The sequence below is a fragment of the uncultured Mycobacterium sp. genome (genome assembly GCF_964249325.1).
Classification (GTDB): domain Bacteria; phylum Actinomycetota; class Actinomycetes; order Mycobacteriales; family Mycobacteriaceae; genus Mycobacterium.
Map to the genome: position 1 here is coordinate 1 of NZ_CAXUCH010000077.1, position 18,590 is coordinate 18,590.

Sequence of the window (18,590 nt, forward strand, 5' to 3'; positions counted from 1 at the left end):
GGTCAGCTTCGCCGCACCGGCGACACTGCCGGAGTCGCTGCGCTCACTGCCCGGCGGTCGGCTCATGGTCGACCCGGACAGCATGCGCCGCGACGTGGACGTCGCTGTGACCGTGGACATTCCGATCCTCAACCGGCTCGGCGGATTGAGCGATCTGGCCAGTGCCGGCCGCGAACTGCTGGTGATCGACCATCACGCGTCCAATCAGCTGTTCGGCACGGCGAACTTCGTTGACTCGTCGGCGGATTCCACCACAATGCTGGTCGCCGAGCTGCTGGATGCGTGGGGCGAACCGATCGACGTCGACGTGGCGCACTGCCTGTACGCAGGGCTGACCACCGACACCGGGTCGTTTCGCTGGGCCAGCGCCCGGGCTCATCGGTTGGCGGCGCGGCTGGTCGACCTCGGTGTCGACAACGCCGCGATCAGCCGGGTGCTGCTGGACACCCATCCGTTCGCCTGGCTGATGATGCTCTCTCGGGTGCTGAGCTCCGCACAGCTGCTGCCCGACGAGGTGGACGGTCGTGGTCTGGTCTATGCGGTGGTGGAGCACCGGGAGTGGATCGGCGCGCGCCCAGAGGAAGTCGAGAGCATCGTCGACATTGTGCGCACCACACAAGAAGCTGAAGTGGCGGCCGTGCTGAAAGAGGTTGCGCCACAGCAGTGGTCGGTGTCGATGCGCGCAAAAGCGGCGGTGGATCTGGCGGCGGTGGCCTCGACGTTCGGCGGCGGCGGACACAAGCTGGCGGCCGGGTATTCGACGGCCGGCTCGGTGGGCGAGGTCGTTGCCTCGCTGCGCGCTGCGCTTGGTTGACGAGCATTCGGCCGCCGGCGGCCGACAAATCGCCGGCTTGGCGTTGCCGGCGTTGGGTGTGCTCGCCGCCGAGCCGCTCTACCTGTTGTTCGACACCGCGGTCGTCGGCCGGCTGGGTGCGCTCAGCCTGGCCGGATTGGCGATCGGCGCCCTGATCCTCGGTCTGGTTGGTTCCCAGCTGACGTTTCTGTCTTACGGCACCACCGCCCGCTCGGCGCGCTACTTCGGGGCTGAAAACCGGGAGTCGGCGGTTGTCGAAGGTGTACAGGCGACTTGGTTGGCCGTTGCGCTGGGTCTCTTGATCGTGGTCGTGGTACAGGCGGTGGCGGTTCCGGTGGTGTCGATCATCGCTTCCCGCAGTGAGATAGCGGACGCGGCGTTGCCGTGGCTGCGGATCGCGATTCTGGGTGCGCCGGCGATTCTGGTGTCGATGGCCGGCAACGGCTGGCTGCGTGGGGTGCAAGACACTGTACGGCCGCTGCGCTACGTGGTTGCGGGCTTTGGGCTTTCGGCACTGTTGTGCCCGCTGCTGGTGTACGGCTGGCTGGGCTTGCCGCGGTTGGAGCTGGCGGGTTCGGCGCTGGCCAACCTCGTGGGCCAGTGGCTGGCCGCGCTGCTGTTCGGGCGTGCATTGCTGGCCGAACAAGTGCCGCTGCGCCTGGATCGCGGCGTGTTGCGGGCACAACTGGTGATGGGCCGCGACCTGGTGGTGCGGACGCTGGCTTTCCAGGTGTGTTTCGTGTCGGCTGCGACGGTGGCGGCCCGGTTCGGTGCCGCCGCGTTGGGCGCGCATCAGGTGGTGCTGCAGCTATGGAATTTCCTTGCACTGGTTCTTGATTCGCTGGCCATTGCGGCGCAGGCACTGGTCGGTGCCGCGCTCGGCGCGTGCTGTATTCCGCACGCCAAATCGGTGGCTCGCCGCGTCACGGTGTTCTCCGCGATCGCGGCCGGCGCATTAGCCGCGGTGTTGGCGGTCGGGGCCTCGGTGCTGCCGAAGCTGTTCACCGACGATCGGTCTGTGCTGGCGGTCATCGGTGTGCCGTGGTGGTTTCTAGTGACCCAATTGCCAATCGCCGGAGTTGTTTTCGCTCTCGACGGGGTATTGCTGGGTGCCGGCGACGCGGCGTTCATGCGCACCGCGACTGTGGTCAGTGCGGTGGTGGGCTTCCTGCCGCTGATCTGGTTGTCGCTGGTGTTCGGTTGGGGGCTGGCCGGTATCTGGTCGGGGCTGACCACATTTGTGGTGCTGCGACTGATCTTTGTGGGCGCTCGTGCGGTGTCAGGTCGCTGGGCGGTAGCCGGCGCTGGCTAGTTCGGCATTCACCGACCGGTTGCTTTTACATCCCGCCGAATGATCCTTGCGAGTTCGTCGCGATCGGTGACGTCGAGTTTGATGCATGCCCGGTAGATGTGGCCTTCGACGGTACGGACCGATACCGTCAGCCGGTCTGCGATTTCCCGGTTCGACAGTCCCTCGGCGACGAGCGCGGCGATTTCGCGCTCGCGGGAGGTTACCGGAAGCGGCCGTGCTGCGGATCGGATCGCCGGGGTGGTGGCTCCGCCGCATTGAGCGGCCAGTCGTAGCGCACGCGCCGCCGACTCGGCGCTCTTGCGTCGCTGACTGGCGCGGTCATGCAGCGTTGCGGCCTGGGCGGCCGAGTCTGCTGCGGACAGCATCAAGCCGGCGTCTTCGAATTCGGCACTAACCGCGTCTAGGGCATGAGCGTCGGATGCGGCAAAGGCTGCGGCGTGGCGGTCTTGAAGCGTCACAATCTGCCCCTGTACGATTTCGGCGAGTGCGGCCAGCCGCTGCGTGACGGTGCGGTCGCCAAACCTGGCGGCATGGTGCAGTGCCTCGGCCTCGACGGCATACTGGCCGGCCTTGTGCGCGACATCTGCAGCTGCGCGGGCCAATTCGACCGCGCGTCGGTCCATCCCTTTTGCCGCGGCATGCCACGATTTGGCGACCGTCATCTGCGGTGAATGCAGCGCCAAATGCGGCCCGGTGTGCTCGGCGGAGTCGGCGAAAACGCGCTCGGCCTCCTCTGGTCGGCCAAGGGCCGCGTAAGCTTTCGCCAACAGGATTCTTGCGGGCAACCGCCATGGCATGGTGACTTCGGCAGCTTGTGCCGCAACGGCCTGCTCCAGCGCCGAGATGGCATCGGGGAACTTGCCACGGTAGACGGCGACAAGACCCGCCGCGACCTTCGCGACAGCCCATGCCAGACGTTGTCCCGCAGAGGAGAACTCGGCATAATCCGCTGCCCGTTTGTCGGCCACGTCTAATTCGCCGATGGACGTGAGCGCGAGCACGTCGCAATAGCGCACCATGACCCGGATCATGCCCTCGGTGGCCTTTTGTTCGGCGCGGCATCTGGCGGCGATCGGGTCAAAGTCGGCGCCGCGGCCGGCGACCGGCATGGCTAGCCCGGCAGCGAAGGCGGCCCACTCGACGGCTTGTTTCGGGGCATTTGGTTCGGCTAGCACGCGCTCCGCTTCGGCGATTCCCTCGGCAATCCTGTTCTCATGCACCGCCGTTGCCGCCCCTGTTGCTTGCACCACAAGCTTCAGGCTCGGGTGTTGCACACGTTGCCGCAGCAATGACAAGACCTGGTTGGCCTGCGCGACATCACCCATCGTCCAGAACAGGATCGACAGGTGGGGAATGCCCCACTGGACAAGCTGCAGCTCGTCGAGATCGTCGGGGTTAAACCGGCTGAGGATCTCGTCGGCTTGCACCGTATATCCTTGCCACAGCAGAGCGCGCGACAAAAGCTCAGCTTCCCGCACACCACCGCCGCGCTCGAACGCCGCGCGCGCGAGCCGTTCACCGAGCGGAAGGTTCGACAGAAACATCGCGTCCTTAGCCGCGGTGACGAGCAGCTCGTTATCGACCGGTTGGTCACTATCGACGCATAGCTGCGCCAGCCGGATGCGGCCAGCGGCCGAGTCGAGGTCGCGGTCGCGCAGAACCTGGACGAGGCGGCCCCGCAGCTTGCGCGCCGACGCTGTCCCGAGGCGGCGGCGAACGACATCACCGAAGAGTGGATGGCTGAATCGCGCATTGACATGGGGGCCGTCGTGAACGATCCGGATCAAACCGTGTATCTCAGCCGCATCGACTGCGTCCTCACCGGCCAGTTCACAGAGCATGTCGACGTCGAGCGGTTCGCACAGCGCCAGCAGCCTCAATGCGTTCACGACATCGGCGCCCGCACGATCGAGACGATCTTGCAGCAGTGCAGCCAACCCGGATGGAACAACGGTGGGCCCACGCAGCTGCCACACCCCGTTGACTTCGGTTAGGGTTCCGGCCTCGAGTGCGCCCTCGACCAGGTGCCGTAAAAATAGCGGGTTGCCGCCCGACGATTCCCACATGACATCGGCGCTCAGGCCCTCGAGCGTCCCGCCAAGAACCCGTTCGACGAGCGCAATCGTTTGCTGTTTCGTGAACGGCTGAAGCTCGAAGCGTTGCAGGTAGCCGTCCTTCCACAAGGAAGTGACGGCGTGGGGGACCGGCTCGCCGCTGCGGACCGTGGCCAGAATGTGTCCGGCCCGCTCCACCGCAATCTGGTGTAGCAACGTGGCGGTGGTCCAGCAAATGCGCATCGTCAATGCCGACGACCGTACTTTCATCGGCCAGAATCGATTCGCGCGCCGAGGCGATCAGCGCAACCGGGTCGCGGGAAGCTGACGGGCTTACCCAATGTGCGAAAGCGCCGAGCGGGATGCTCCGCGAGGACTCGGTGCACGCGGCCCAGCGCACCTTGGAACGTGGGGACGCGATGACGTTGCGGGCCAACGTTGTCTTACCGACACCTGCAGCGCCAACCAAAACCACGCCGCAGCTCTCGGTGCCCCCCAATGCCGATCGAATGGCTTCCTGCTCTACTGGGCGGTCGAGCAACTGCCAGCGGCGGCCCATGGAGTCAGAGTGTATGTCGTTGCATCGGTTAAGTGAGCCGTATCGGACAAGCGCGGCCAAGATCCGGTCAATGCATGCTGAGTGGTCGGGGTCATTTTGGCTTCAACCCGAGTGTTCGCGCGAGCTGGTCCAAAATGCTGCGAGTCTTTGTATCGTTGGCTTGTACGGCGATCCGGCGAGCTTGACTAACCGCTTGTTTCCAGAGCCCTATTAAACGCATCTCGGACATATAGCTGTGGAAAGTGTCGCCAATCTCGCTCAGCATTCCGGAATCAAACTCTTCGCTTAACAAATCTAATTGGACCAGCAAGGTTTCAATGTGAACTTGCGTAAGCACTAGCCGGTCGTCAGATTCCGTAAGTAACGACTGGTAAGCTTCCTGTCTCGAATCGAAGGCATTGTTTAGCTCACGCTTAGCGTCGTCTTTTCGGTCGACCATTTGATACACCTTGCCCAAATTCCGACGGATATAACCGTTCCACAGGTGCCATACCCCGTTCTTTTCGACGGTCTTAACATTGTTCAACTGACGGAGCCCTTCGTTGAACGCTTGCTCGGCAGCGACGAGGTAGTTGTCGCGGCTTGTACCCCGCGAGATTTCCGCCATATGGTAATTGGTCAGGCCAAAGAAGTCATTCCTTACCAGTTCTAGCCATGCCATAAAGTCGCTGTTGCCGCAATCCGGAAGTCGTTGTGCGAGTGTCTGCCGTATTTGTCCGAGTTCTCCTATCCGCCACTGGCGTTGCTCCCGTGCCGTGTAATCGTAGAAATGGCAAGCGGCGGAAACGATTCGCCGTGCACTCAGTAGCGCGGGCGTGTCGGAAAATTTACGAGCCGCCTTATTGACATCCGCCAAGTGTGACAGCTCCCCGTGGTAATATGCTGGCTGTATGCTATGAAGCAGTACCCGCGCAAGAAAAGTCGGCCGCGGTTGCTCTTTTCCTTCAATTTGTCGGTCCATCCAGTTGCGCCATTCGCTCCATTTCGCGAGTATTGCCAGCGAAGGTGTAGCATCGTGTGTGGTGAAGTGCGCGCAGAAATTGTCAACTATTTTTTGCGCGGTGTCTTCCCAATTCGTGAACTCGATAGTTTCGGACCAACTACCCAGGATATCGGAGGGGAGATCGCGGCGATCAATGTCGATCAGATAGACGTATAAATCTTCCGGCCTGAACCTGAACCAGGCGACTAGATATCCCCATTCGAACATCAAATTCGGGCGAATGTCAGTTTTTTGTGTCGTGGCGATACTAGGCCCGGTAAATGATTGGGCCAAAACTATTGCTGATGTAGTCTCTCGGATCTGCGCCAAGATTTGGTGGCCAACGTACAAATCGGTGTAGCGACCCGTGTCGGTGGTACCTCCGACTCTCGGCGAAAAGCCTCGCTGCTTAAGGCGTTCCGCAACTGCTGTGGCGAGGGGCAGATTTCCGCCCCACGCAATGAATACGGCTTCGTTGTTCATCTGTGCCTCGGTGGTCGGCTGCCGGGGTGGGCCCGCGAACTCGATCAGTGATGGAAGCCGGGTGCATGGGTCCTCGTGGTGGGGCGCAGAGCCCTCCGCGACATGTCACCGTTCAGTATGACGGCAGCTCGCCGTTACGTTGGTGGTTGTCCGGGATTGGCTCAGGGTCGGGCAATCTGACAGCGAATCGAAGTCCTAATTGGGCAACTGTGTAATATCAGTTGGTTCCACAGCGGCCACGTTGTTCATCTCGTGCCGAAACTGGCTTGATGCCTTGTACACCCGCAGCTTCAGGCGATTGATGCTTCCGAGTGGACGGTGAACGTCCAACGCCCGCCATGAGTTGAAGGACAGTACGTCGTCGCCGAATTCCCGACGGGCGTCACTGTACGGGTCCTGACGTGGGAAGGTGATCGTCGCAACGCGGCGGTGCGGGGATGCGGTTTCGGACCACGGCACGGTCGCATTCTCGATCGGCATGGCGTCCGTATCGGTACACAGTTGTACGCGCAATTCGTACTCGGCGGTGTTTGTTTTGAAGAACTCCCTGACCCCGTCGGTTTGTGCGTTCTGGCCGGCGGCAGCGTCGATTTCCTTGGCTTGCAACTGTTTCACCGAATCTGACGACGGCACCAACTCCAGCTTGGCGACGTACTCGCCGTAGCGCAGCGGAGCGGACGAATAGAACGTCTCGCCGAGGATGGGTCTGTTGGGTGTGACGAACAACGCGACAGTGGTGGGTAACGGCACGTGGAGCCGATCGGCCCAGACGGCCAGATCGATGAAGCGTGCGAGTATGGGATCCGGTACCCGCGCAAGCAACCAGGCCAGTGGCATTCCCTTCTTGTAGTACTCATGAGCGTCGGCGAAGGGGAATTCCCGGTGGGTGACGAGCAGGAAATCCTGTGTGCTGGCTTGATCCCCCGGCAGGGCCCGCTTGCCCTCCCCGCCCAAGACCTTGATGCCGAGGCCACGGACACCGCGCAGCTGATCACTGCGAATCGCCCCTGCCGTGCTGGAGAGCCGGGCAATCACGTCGTACGTCGCCCCATTTTGGAAGAGGCCCTGCTCCAAGGCCTTGTCCTGGAGATCGACGGTCAGTTTGCCTTGGAGGATGCCGTGACTTTTGGCGTGCGCGTCACGGATCGCATGCTTGTTTCTCTTGTAGGCCCACTCGTTGTTCTTGTGGAGCACGTCGATGATCTTGGTGATCACCTCATCCTCGTCGGGCGGTCGCCGCTCAAGGTTCTCGCGCCATTTAACGTAAGTGGGTGTGGCCGGGGCATCGTCCAGAGTTTGGCCATTGACCGCCGCCCATGGAGTGAACGGGTTCTTGACCCCGCGCAGGGCCGGCTCGAGCGATTTGAAGTGGCGTAACAGCACCGTGCGCATCGAGTTTTGGTTGATCCAATCCATGCCGGCCGGTGTGTAAATGTCAGTGTTGAAGTCGCAAGTGAAAAACCGATCGCTCTCCAGCCGTCGGGATGCCATCAGAATGAATACGCGAAAGGCGGTGTCGCTGAACCCGAATCCGGGCGGTTTGGGTTCGGCATGTAGCCCGACCATCAGGTCCACGTGCTCCACGTCGTGGTATATCTTCTGCAGCTCCTCGGCCACAACCGTGTCGCCGGTTAACTCCTCGAACGTGGACGCCGGCTTGAGGCGAAGCAACCGGCGAAACTGGTTGTAGCGGGGAATACCCCGTTCGCGGTCCCGCAGGATGTCGATCGCGGCGAGGTCGATGTGCTCGCCGTTGGCATGCTTGAAGTCTCGCAGGGTGTTGGGAAAGTTGTGCAGCGTGACGGCACCGGGATGAGCCCGGCCGAAACTGTAGAAGATGTTTTGCATCTCGAAGTCGCGCAGCGCCTGGCGGACCTTGCCGTGTTCTTTACCGGGGAGCTTGCCCATGGTCAGCTCCGATAGTTTCCGCTCGCCGACTTTTTCGCCGTCCGTTAGCCGATAGAAGGTGAAGTCGTCCGGAAGCAACGAGTGCATCCGGTAGACGGCAATGAACTCCTCGGTGAGGGAGTACGGAACTCCGTAATGCTTGGTGGGCGATCCCGGTATGCCCTGCAAGATTTCACTGGTGGTGACCCGGCCGAACCACCGCTTGAACCGCTCCCCGAACAAACCAGACCAGTTCGCGCGCATTGCGAAGACGGTCGTGGGGTGAGCGATGATGGCAGGTGTCCATTCGAGGGTGTGGATCTTGGCCATCAACGCGGCATTGACCAGGCGTGCCTTGTGATACAGGTCGTCGGGGGACATGTCCGGATATTCGGCGGTCAGCCGCTCACATATTGCGTTGTGTTCTCGCATGAACAGCGAGTGCAGGATGGCCAGACCCACCCAGAAATTTCCGTCCGGGCCGTCATATGCGAGCCGTGAATCAACCTTCTCGCGACGTGCCAGCCCCTGCTCGTCGATGTCGAGCATGCCCGTGCCGGGCTTGCGCAGCGCGTCGGCATATTCTCTTGTACTTCCATAAATTTGAGAGCCATCCCACCAATGCGGTTGTTCGTTCACAAAAGTAGGCGGACCGCATGTGTCTTGGCTGGGGTCGGGTGCGGTTCGGTTGATTGACATCTTTCCGTCAGGCTGTCCTCCCGATTCTTTGCCCCAATCGTCTGTCTTGGCGAGTGGGATCTCCCAAGGCTTCGACTTGTCGACGGCATGGCTGACCCAGTCATGCACTTCGAACTGGATCCACGCGGCCGCGAGCAGGTTCAGCGTGGTCGCCGGCTGAAAGTCCTTTCGCCCGAGAAGCTCCCGGCTAATTCGGCGAGGGTCCGGTTCCAGCCTTGGATCTCTAGGCACGGCATACGTGAGCGGGACGTTGCGGCCGAATCTACTTTTCACCGACCCCATGAGGGGGTCATTGAGGTCGTTATAGGTCCCGTTCAGGGTACGAGCGACAACGCGTCGATCTATGTATGGGTCATCGCCGTCCGGCCTGTCGTCCTTCCCACGGCCAGTGCCGTAGAGATTGTGTGCGCGTAGCTGCTCGCGAAGTGCGACCAAAACGGCTAACCCCAGGGGTAAAGGTAACCGCCACCATCCGATCCATCGATCAAGCCTCTCGGCGATCCAGAGCAGGAGCCGCGGTATTCTTCCCGTCACGACGGTTCCTTTCCGTCGACGTCGACGGCTCCTGCCAGAATCAACGAAGCAGTTACCGTTCTAACAAGCCGACTCCTAGCAGATATGTCGCTCTTCAAGCGACGATTTCGGACATTAGCAATGCCGATCCGATGGCGCGGGAAATTTGCGCGCTGTTACATAACGAAACGGCAGGTCGCTCGGCAGCGGTCTCGGGCGCTTATGCATATCAGCTCGAGTCTGGCTGCAAGACGTCCAGCCCGCGTACCGCCTCACCCTGGTGGTGACTGCACGGGTGCGCAATTTCCGGCAACTCCGCGGCTTCGGAGATCCCGACACGCTGATATAGCCGTGCGAGAGGTTTCGGCGCCCACCAGTTCAATGGGCCCAGTACCCGCATGAATGCCGGCACCAGCAGCATCCGAACCAGCGTGGCGTCCATGAGGACCGCCAACGTCACTCCGGCACCGAAGATGCACATGATCGACACCTTCGCGGCCATCAGCGAAGCGAAGGTGACTGCCATCAGCACCGCCGCGGCCGTCACCACGCGGCCAGTGCGGGCCAGGCCCAACGCGACGCATTCGGTGTTGTCGACGCGGGTCTTTCGTGATGTCAGCCAGAACTCGCGGATCCGCGAGATTAAGAACACCTCGTAGTCCATCGACAGTCCGAAAGCAAGGCAGAACAACAGCACAGGGACACTCGTTACCAGTGTGCCGGTGGCCGTCGTGCCGAGGCCGCCAAGGTGGCCCTGCTGGAAGATCCATACCAACGCGCCAAATGCGGCGGTCAACGACAACATGTTGAGCAGCAACGCCTTTAGTGGTAGGACAACACTTCCGGTCAGCAAGAACAGCAGCACGAAGGTGATCGCCGCCATCACCGACAGCACCAGCGGTAGCCGTGATGTGACCGCTTTCGAGCTGTCGCGGTTGATCTGCGCCCAGCCTGTCAATTGGACGGTCGCGCCATGGGGAGTTGCCACAGCATGCAGCCGATCCAGTTGAGTCTCCGACGCCTGCGAGTACAGCGGCGCGACGGAGTTCACGGTGAGGTAGGCGCTGCCGGCTTTCCATCCGGCTGGCGCCGAGGGCGGCCCGACCAAGGCGCCGCTGGCATATGTGCCGACAGGTGACGACACCGAGGACACATCCGGCATCCGTGACAGCTCCGCGGTGTACCGGCTGAGTTCGCCGGCTGTCATTCCGGCCGCATCGGGTAGCACGACGATCACATCAGTCAAAGAGTTGACTGCGAAATCGGAACGGAGTTCGTCACCGACCTCGCGCGCGGAGGCGGAGCCGGGCAGCACCCGATCGTCGGGGTAACCCCACTTGACTCCAATGAACGGCGCGCCCAGTACCAGCAACATTGCGACGACCGCCGTGCTGACCGAAAACGCCAGCTGCATAGTGGCTTTCGTCCAGCCATACCAGAACGTCTCCTGGATCGCCCGTTGCGCCGGCTGGGGCCGGGCCAACATTCGGCGGATCCCACGGCTTAGGTCCAGGGAATCAAGCCGGTCGCCGAGCAGGACGAGCACCGCAGGAGTCACGGTCACCACGCAACGGCCGCCAAAGCGACCACGGCGATACCCGCGTACGCGAACGATTTCAAAAAGTACATCGGGAACAACGCCATCGCGATCATGGACAGCGCGACCGTGGTCGCCGAGAACAGCACCGTCCGGCCAGCGGTCGCCATAGTACGAACCAATGCCTCGTCACGTCCTGCGCCGTCGGCCAACTCGTCGCGGAACCGGCTGACGATCAGCAGCGTGTAGTCGATGGCTAGCGCGAGTCCCATCGCCAGGATCAGGTTGAGCGCGAACACCGAGACGTCGGTGGCGAACGTGATCGTGCGCGTCACCGCCATCGAGCCCAGGATCGCGAAAACCCCGATCAGCAATGGCAGCGCCGCTGCTAAGAGCCCGCCGAAAACCCACACCAGCACAACAGAACTCAGGGGGAAGGCGATGGCTTCCATGACCAGCAAGTCTTTTCTCGTTTGTGCGATGATTTGGACGTAGGCGCTCACCTCGCCGCCTGCTTTGACTGTGACGCCGTTGAAGTGGGGCAGTCGGTCGAGCAGTTGCATCGCGTGCTGTTGCGCACCTGTCTCACCACCGGTGATGCCGGCGACGATCAGTCCGGTCTTGCCGTCCTCGCTGACCAGCGATCGTGCGGCCCCCGGGGGTGCTGTCCACGCGGATTTCACGTCGGTCACGTACGGCGAGCTCTTCAACAGCGCGACCAGTTCGTCACTCGCAGCACGTGCCGGCTCGCTGTGCGCGCCGGCAGGAGACGTCACAGCCAGGACCAGCTGCATGTCGCCCATAGCGAACTTGTCAGCCAGCAGCTGCGACGCGTGCGAGGACTGCGACGTGGGGTCGCGAAAACCGCCGGTGGACAGGTTCTTGCTGACCGGAATGCCGAAGACAGCCGCACCGACCATGATCAGCAGTGCGGCGGCGATCAGTCGCCGCGGGGCGGTGATGGCCGATCTGGCGATTTTCTGCAGCACGACAGCATCTTTCGATTAGACGGGGAGCTTCTCGGCAAGTTCTTGGAACAACCGCTCGGGTGTGGGATGGCCAGGCTCGCGGCTTATCTCCGTCACCGCTGGGCGGTGCGGCTCAAGCACCGGCGCCCTGACAGCGGCCGCAGGAGCTATGAGTCCGAATTTGACCCGAAGATCTTCGGGCATGGCGGGCGCTTCAAAGTCATGACCGAGCGCCATCCGGACCACCTCGGCGGGTGCCACCTGCCCGGACCGGGAGCAGAAAATCGTCTTCACGTACGCGGTCGCGACAATGCTGTTGGGGGACTGGCGGCTACGGAATGTTTGCCGCAGGTAGAACCAGCGGTGGTTCCAAGAAAGCACCTGCGTTGCGATCTCGAACTTCTGAAATGGTTTGAGCGGACGATGGAAGTCGACCTGCGCCGTCGCCACGGGAACGATCCATCGGCGACGTAGTGCTGCAGTCATCAGTCCCATGCGGGCGAGGTAGTCGAGCCGCGCGAAGTCCATCAGCATCAGGTAGCGGCTGTTGTTCATGTGCCCGAATAGATCGAGATCCCCGAGCATTACGCGCCAGCGCGTCACAGTCTCGGCTTGCGGATTATCGGCGCTGGGCCGTGTGGCGGGATCCCCCGTTCTCTTCCACGTCGCGGCGGTCAGCACCTTGAGCAGGCGGATAGACGGCTTCATGCGGCTTCCTCATGGTTTGGTCGAGCCGAACCGCCCCCTCTACGGTTCGGTCGACTCGGCTTGGTTACGGGCATGGACGCAAGTTACGAATGGACGGCTCGACATGACACGCGTAGACCACTACCTGTGTTGCGCGATCGCGCCGTACTCGAAGCGAGGCAATCCTCCATGAGCCAACCTTGTCAGCTGCATGAGGGTGTTACAGAGCCGACCAAATCCGTTGTGTAGCTGTGAGACTCGTCTTTCAATGCGGAGGTACGCCGAGTTCTGCTTGGGCCGAAACGGGCGGCCTGCCCGAAGCTGCGTACGCAAGCACATCGGGGGAGTTACTCAGATCTGTTTATGGGTGCCGCACTGGACCGCCCAGCGTTACCCTAAAGGCCAGCTCAGGGATGGTTTCTACGTACGATTGTGGCGGGTTCACAACTTGGTGGTACGGCGGTGCCTGCGTAGATACCCGGCATAAAGACGGGTAGTCGCTACTCACGCTTTTTGCTGACGGCGGACCGTACGTTCCTGTCGTACGCAGATCGGTTCAACCGGTCACAAGGCCAAACGGCAAGGAGGAACCCTGAGATGTCCAAATCACCCACGGCAGCCCCGCTACCACTAGACGACGAGATCGAGCCCACGCCCCATGCGGAAGTAGTCCTGGAGACGCCGTCCGCGCTCGCTGGGGTTGAGGCGAAGCCAGCACCAACGCTCATCACCGAACAAGAGGTGGTCTTCGGCACCGCAGCCGCCGTGCGGCCACCATCGACTCGGTGGTGGACCCGGGCGGCTCGTGTTTTCGTGTCCACGCGCGCGTCCGTGGCAACGGAGGCAGATTCACGGCCGAAGCAGCGGCATTACCCCCCGCGCTTGGATTTCATGGAAGACTCGCGCATGGCACGCGAAATGTATCGAGGCTTCTGAAGGGACCTGCATTCACCCGCGGGTTATTTGCGGGATTGCTCACGAGCGGCGGAGCCATGAACTCCAATGAAGAGGTGGGCTTCGTGGGCTCAGCGCGGTATGACTACATCGTTGTCGGCTCGGGCGCCGGCCGGTGGCCCGCTGGCTGCCAGGCTGGCCGAGCGCGGAATGAGCGTGCTGCTCCTCGAGGCAGGCGTGGAAGGCGCATCCGAACCGGACAGCGACGAGTACGCCGTGCCCGCGTTCAACGGTCTCGCGACGGAGGATCCCGGCACCAGCTGGCAGTTCTTCGTACGCCACGATGCGAAACTCGAGCAGCAGAAACGGGACAACAAATATGTCCCGGCCCGGGACGGGGTCTTCTACCCGCGCGCTGCAACGCTGGGCGGCTGCACCGCGCACAACGCCATGATCACCGTGTACCCGCACGTCGAGGACTGGAAGCGAATCGCCAAGCTGACCCGCGACGGGTCTTGGGCCCCAAGGAAGATGCGGGCCTACTTCGAGCGGCTTGAGGACTTCAGATACGGCGGTCGGTTGCGCCCCCGGCCGTGCAACCCGGTGTTGGCTGCCTTGGCTACCCACCGGCCCGGCGGCTGCCGAGCCGTTCATCGTCTTACGGCTGCTGTGCCCGGCCCATCACCGCTTCCCCAAAGGGCCGCTCCGACACCATTTTCCAGTCACGCGGCCGCACGGTCAGTGACTCGCGCTACGTCGGTGCCTGCGTAGATAAGCAGCAGAAGTCAGATAGACAGGTAGCCACTACGCGTGTGCCGTCCTGGCGACCGACCGTACGTTCCTCTCGTACGGAGATCGGGTCAACCGGTCGAAACGCCAAACAGAGGGAGGAACCTGAGATGTCCCAGTTGCCGACTGCAACGCCGCTGCCACTTGACGACGACATCGAGCCCACACCGCACGCGGAAGTGGTCCTCGAGACGCCGGCCCGGCTAGCTGACGTTGAGGCGAAGCAAGCCGCGACGCTCATCACCGAACAAGAGGTCCTCCTCGGCACCGCAGCCGCCCTGGCACCGCCATCGACTCGCTGGTGGATGCGAGCGGCTCGTGTATTCGCCGCGCCAGCACGCTTCGCGGCGACAGCATCGGATTCGCGTCCGAAGCGCCGGCATTACCCGCCGCGCTTGGACTTCATCGAAGACTCGCGCATGGCGCGCGAAATGTATCGAGGGTTCTGAAGTTGATGTAGCAGGGGAAGGCCGCCGCAGCGGCGCGCTGGGCCGATTCTTCGACCAGCGGGCGTACTTGCCGAAAGAGCAACTCCCCGAAGTCGTTTGGATCGAAGGCAAGTAAGGCGTGATGCCGTTGCCCTTGGAGAGGAGCAGCCATGAACACCGCAGGTGGGGCGGTGGTTGCCCGGATTGACCACGGCGCTGTCGGACGCGCTGTAGATGATCGGGCGACGGTTCGGGGACATGGTCGGACTGGGGCCCTGGTAGCTAGTGGTGCCGATGTGGCCGCGGCTCACCAGGGAAGGCCGGCCATTTTCGCCCGGCGCGGCTCGGGGATGGCTGCGGAGACCGTGCAAGGTGATGCGAGCGTCGCTGGCCGGCTTGCCTGGCTCGCGGCCCGGCTGACTGTCCGCCCAACGTTGGCGGTTGGTAGCTACCTGGCGAACGCGCCATGGCCATGGGGCCTTATCGACGTCGCCGTCGGCGCTGTGGCACCTGCACCGGGTTGTATTCGCGACACGATTCGGTTGCCGCGGTGCAGCGCCCGGTTGGTCCGTGCGGCAGGTGTGCTGCCTGCCGACGGGACCCGCCGTGTCGTGTTGTACATGCACGGCGGCGCCTTTGTGGCCTGTGGCGCCAACACGCATGACCGGCTGGTCACCAAGTTGTCGACCTATGCCGATAGCCCGGTGCTGCTGGTGAACTATCGGCTGCTCCCTAAGCATTCGATCGGTGCGGCCGTCGATGATTGCTATGACGCATACCGGTGGCTGCTGGGCCGGGGTTACCGGTCGGAGCAGATCGTATTGGCCGGTGATTCCGCCGGAGGTTATCTGTCATTGGCGCTGGCCCAGCGGCTGCTCGGCGAAGGAGAGAAACCTGCGGCCATCGTCGCCATGTCACCGCTGATGCAGCTCGCCAAGTCGCCCAAGCAAGCACATTCCAATATCCGCAGAGATGCGCTGTTCTGCGCCAAGACTTTTGACGCATTAACCGACTGGATCACCAGGGCAGCTCAACGCAACGGGCGCCGCGAGGAGATTTACGAGCCGCTCGACCACATCAGACCCGGTCTGCCCCCAACGTTGATCCATGTGTCCGGTTGCGAGGTCTTGCTACATGATGCTCGGCTGGCCGCGCGGCGGTTGGCCGCGGCCGGCGTAGCGGTTGAGCTGCGGGTGTGGCCCGGCCAGATGCACGTGTTTCAGATCGCGGCGATGGTGCCGGAAGCCGACCGGTCGTTGCGCCAGATCGGCAACTACATCCGCGCGGCAACCGACCAACACGCTGCGCCCCCGCGCGTCGTGGGATATGACCGTCCCAGCCTCTCATCCGCTAGTCATCCCATGAACCAGACGGCAATGGTCCTCCTTCGAGGGCATGATGGCGACCCGTTTGGGCTTGGCGGTCTCGGTGAGCCGGAAGTCCATCTCGTAACCCCTGGTTCGGAATCAATCCCGCCCCTTATCCAACAGGCTATTCACAAGGTCATTCACTGGATCTTCTAGGCAGCCGACTGATCCGAGGAGGCTGTCCTGCTCTGATCGCGTACATCGGGTGAAGTGGTGGAAGTCGTTGCCGGGCGTTTGAACGCAAGTGCCATTTTCGCCAGCCCACATACAGGGCGGTGTCGTGGGATCGGCGAGGGATGTGCCCGGAGCAACCGAGATGCCCACCCCGGCGAGCAAGGCGCCCAACATAAGTCGCTTGTTCATGAGAGAAGACATGTTTTTCCGTTCAAAGTGTGGGGACCAAGCCCGGCCGCAGACCGCTGCCAACCGGTCGGGCATCTGCGGCCGGGCTTGGCGAATCAGGCCGCTACGGCAGCAGCGGCATGTGCATCGGCACCATTAGTGGTGCACTCGGCGGAACGGCGTGCACCGGAACCGGAGCAGACACCGCCGCGCCACCAGTCTCGACCCCGTTGATGATGGGGTCGTTGCTGGTGTTGACGATGCTCGCACCGGCAGGCCCAGTGGTGTCCACCGCGTGACTGTTGAAGATGTAGTCGGTGGGCGTGCCCGTGACTACCGCCTGGCTACCGGGGTTCTCGGCGAGCGCAGAGCTGTTGGTGGCGTAGCTAACCGACGCACCAGCATCGTAGGCGTTGCCGTTGCCGCCGTTGACGCTGATGACATTGGCTGACCCGGTGTTGAGCGCCGTGGTGGAGCTACTGCCAGCGTCGGCTGTAGCGGCTGAGCCATTGTTGCCGTTTACCGTGTCGAATATCACCGGAACCTTGCTATCTCCGCCGTTGACGATCTCGGCGAGGCCACCGTTGCTGGCAGTCGCGCTGTCAAAGGAGACCGGCTGGTTGGTGTTGCCGAAGGCAGTCGCGTTCCCGATTATCGCAACGCTGTGGTTGGTACCGAGGCCGTTGTGATAGCCCGGAGTGCTGTTGACACCGCTGGCGTTGGCGGTATCACCGGTCATGTCGCTGGTGCCGCCGTTGGCGATGATTGCCAAACCACCGTTGCTAGCCTTGGCGGCGTCCAGCGTTGTGTTACCGGAGTTTTCACCAGCCACCGCCGCAACGGTCGTCTGACCGTTACTGCCCGCTGTGGCACTCGCAGAGTCGAAAGTGACCTTGCCGGTCCCAATATTGTCGACGGCTGCCGCGGTCGGCGTACTGCTGGTGCCGCTGTCGGCGCTGGCCTTATCGAATGCGGCGGTGCCGGTGCTGGTGTTGACGACTCCGGCAGTGGCACCAGGACCGTTGGCTGTAGCGGCATCGTTGGTGGTGACACCGCCAACTGTGTTACCCGTCACTTGGGCATTGCCGCCATTCGTTGCGGTAGCAGTGCTGTTTTGGGCGTTCGTTATTGTCGCGTTGCTTACCGGCTGGCTGGTGTTGCTGTTGCTGGCGTAGGCGACGTCGTTGGTGTCGCCGACGTTGTCTTTCGCATTGACTGTGGTGCCGTCTGCGGCGGGACCGCTGTAGACCGCGAGGTCATTGTTGGTGCCCGATACGGCGGGGTTGTCCCCAGTCGGGAACGTGTTGATGACCGTGTGACCGTCGTACGAGACTTCGATGTCGGCCCAGGCGGTGCCTGCTGCGGCGATCGGGATCGCCGCGCCGGCCAGGAACGTACCTACGGCCATGACGCGACGACGGCGTGATTTGTTGCTCATTGCTGATTCCTTACTCGTTCGTTGGGTTCTGGCGTGGGCGGTGGCCCACAGTTGACGTTGCAGTGGTGCACCCCCTTTCGCGGTTGTGGTCATTTGTGCGGTCAGGCCCAGCTGGATCCGACTGCGGAGTCGGTGTCGAACATGTTGGCACCGGCGGTTTGCACCTTGGAACCATGAGCGTCGGCCTGCTGGTAGATAACCTGGAAGTTGCGGCCCAACTCGGTGATGAATTGCTGACAGGCCGTCGACCCGGCGCCACCCCAAAAGTCCCCGGCCGCAAGCACATCGCACACGATGGCCTGATGCTCGGCCTCCATCGCCAAAGCCTGGGCCCGGATCAGCGCGCCATGGGCATCCACGTCGCCGAACTGATAGTTAATCGTCATCACTGTCTCCTAACGTGAAAAGTGTTTACGCAGCTACGTTGTTCAGCTGCTCAGGATCTGCTGGGAAGCCTGCTCTTGGGCCTCGTAGTTGGTGGCGTCGCGGATCAGCCCGTCGCGCACCCCGCCCAGCATGTTCACGATGTTGCGAAACGCCTGATTCATCTGGCCCATGGTGTCGTAGGAGCTCAGCTGGGCGATGCCGCTCCAGCCGGCACCGGCGATGTTTTGCGAGGACGCCCACATCTGGCGCGCCTCGTCCTCCACGGTTTGGGCGTGCACGTCGAAACGGCCTGCCATCGCCCGCATTTGATCTGGATCGGTCATAAAACGCGTAGTCATGTGAATGTCTCCCTAATTGCGCTCATCGGAAAACCGGAAAACTGGGATCGCTGCGTACCCGAAACGAAACGAATGGCGCTCCTTCCCGTCACACCTCAGCCAGTTCGTCAAC

The 18,590-nt window shown here is 62.4% G+C and carries 10 protein-coding genes and 4 pseudogenes; 5 read left to right on the forward strand and 9 right to left on the reverse strand.

The genetic code is table 11. The annotated features are described in order from the left end of the window. Nucleotides 1-814 (forward strand): bifunctional oligoribonuclease/PAP phosphatase NrnA (locus ACFE99_RS11865; protein WP_375485449.1); only part of this gene is annotated, 814 nt, incomplete at its 5' end. Continuing rightward, a complete protein-coding gene (locus tag ACFE99_RS11870; protein WP_375485451.1) occupies nucleotides 807-2,126 on the forward strand; it encodes an MATE family efflux transporter in 1,320 nt (439 codons plus the stop codon). The genes ACFE99_RS11865 and ACFE99_RS11870, both read left to right, overlap by 8 nt. 8 nt (nucleotides 2,127-2,134) lie before the next feature. Here the strand turns inward: ACFE99_RS11870 and ACFE99_RS11875 are convergent. From ACFE99_RS11875 to ACFE99_RS11900, 6 genes and pseudogenes are all read right to left on the reverse strand, one after another. After that, nucleotides 2,135-4,739, reverse strand: a pseudogene (locus tag ACFE99_RS11875) (LuxR C-terminal-related transcriptional regulator). Between the two features lie 91 nt (nucleotides 4,740-4,830). Beyond that, nucleotides 4,831-6,204 carry a TIR domain-containing protein gene (locus ACFE99_RS11880; RefSeq protein WP_375485453.1) on the reverse strand — a complete coding sequence of 458 codons (1,374 nt, stop codon included), beginning with the start codon at nucleotides 6,202-6,204 and terminating at the stop codon, nucleotides 4,831-4,833. A 195-nt stretch (nucleotides 6,205-6,399) separates the two neighbouring features. Further along, entirely contained in the window at nucleotides 6,400-7,497 is a 1,098-nt protein-coding gene (locus ACFE99_RS11885; protein ID WP_375485471.1) for a catalase family protein, read from the reverse strand. Nucleotides 7,498-7,509: 12 nt separating this feature from the next. Continuing rightward, nucleotides 7,510-9,291: pseudogene (locus tag ACFE99_RS11890) on the reverse strand (peroxidase family protein); the annotation flags it as partial. Between the two features lie 241 nt (nucleotides 9,292-9,532). Continuing rightward, nucleotides 9,533-11,829: pseudogene (locus ACFE99_RS11895) on the reverse strand (MMPL family transporter). 15 nt (nucleotides 11,830-11,844) lie between these two features. Further along, complete coding sequence (locus tag ACFE99_RS11900) at nucleotides 11,845-12,516, reverse strand: acyl-CoA thioesterase (RefSeq protein ID WP_375485458.1); 672 nt, start codon at nucleotides 12,514-12,516, stop codon at nucleotides 11,845-11,847. 1,014 nt (nucleotides 12,517-13,530) lie between these two features. Here ACFE99_RS11900 and ACFE99_RS11905 point away from each other — a divergent pair. From ACFE99_RS11905 to ACFE99_RS11915, 3 genes and pseudogenes are all read left to right on the forward strand, one after another. Beyond that, entirely contained in the window at nucleotides 13,531-14,160 is a 630-nt protein-coding gene (locus tag ACFE99_RS11905) for a hypothetical protein (protein ID WP_375485460.1), read from the forward strand. 128 nt (nucleotides 14,161-14,288) lie between these two features. Then, nucleotides 14,289-14,627, forward strand: a complete 339-nt coding sequence (locus tag ACFE99_RS11910; protein WP_375485462.1) for a hypothetical protein — start codon at nucleotides 14,289-14,291, stop codon at nucleotides 14,625-14,627. A 329-nt stretch (nucleotides 14,628-14,956) separates the two neighbouring features. Next, nucleotides 14,957-15,898, forward strand: a pseudogene (locus tag ACFE99_RS11915) (alpha/beta hydrolase); the annotation flags it as partial. 541 nt (nucleotides 15,899-16,439) lie between these two features. Here ACFE99_RS11915 and ACFE99_RS11920 read toward each other — a convergent pair. The 3 genes from ACFE99_RS11920 to ACFE99_RS11930 form a co-directional block, all read right to left on the reverse strand. After that, a complete protein-coding gene (locus ACFE99_RS11920; protein WP_375485464.1) occupies nucleotides 16,440-17,753 on the reverse strand; it encodes a beta strand repeat-containing protein in 1,314 nt (437 codons plus the stop codon). 101 nt (nucleotides 17,754-17,854) lie between these two features. After that, entirely contained in the window at nucleotides 17,855-18,139 is a 285-nt protein-coding gene (locus ACFE99_RS11925) for a WXG100 family type VII secretion target (protein ID WP_375485466.1), read from the reverse strand. A gap of 42 nt (nucleotides 18,140-18,181) precedes the next feature. Further along, a complete protein-coding gene (locus ACFE99_RS11930) occupies nucleotides 18,182-18,478 on the reverse strand; it encodes a WXG100 family type VII secretion target (RefSeq protein WP_375485468.1) in 297 nt (98 codons plus the stop codon). Between the last annotated feature and the right edge of the window lie 112 nt (nucleotides 18,479-18,590).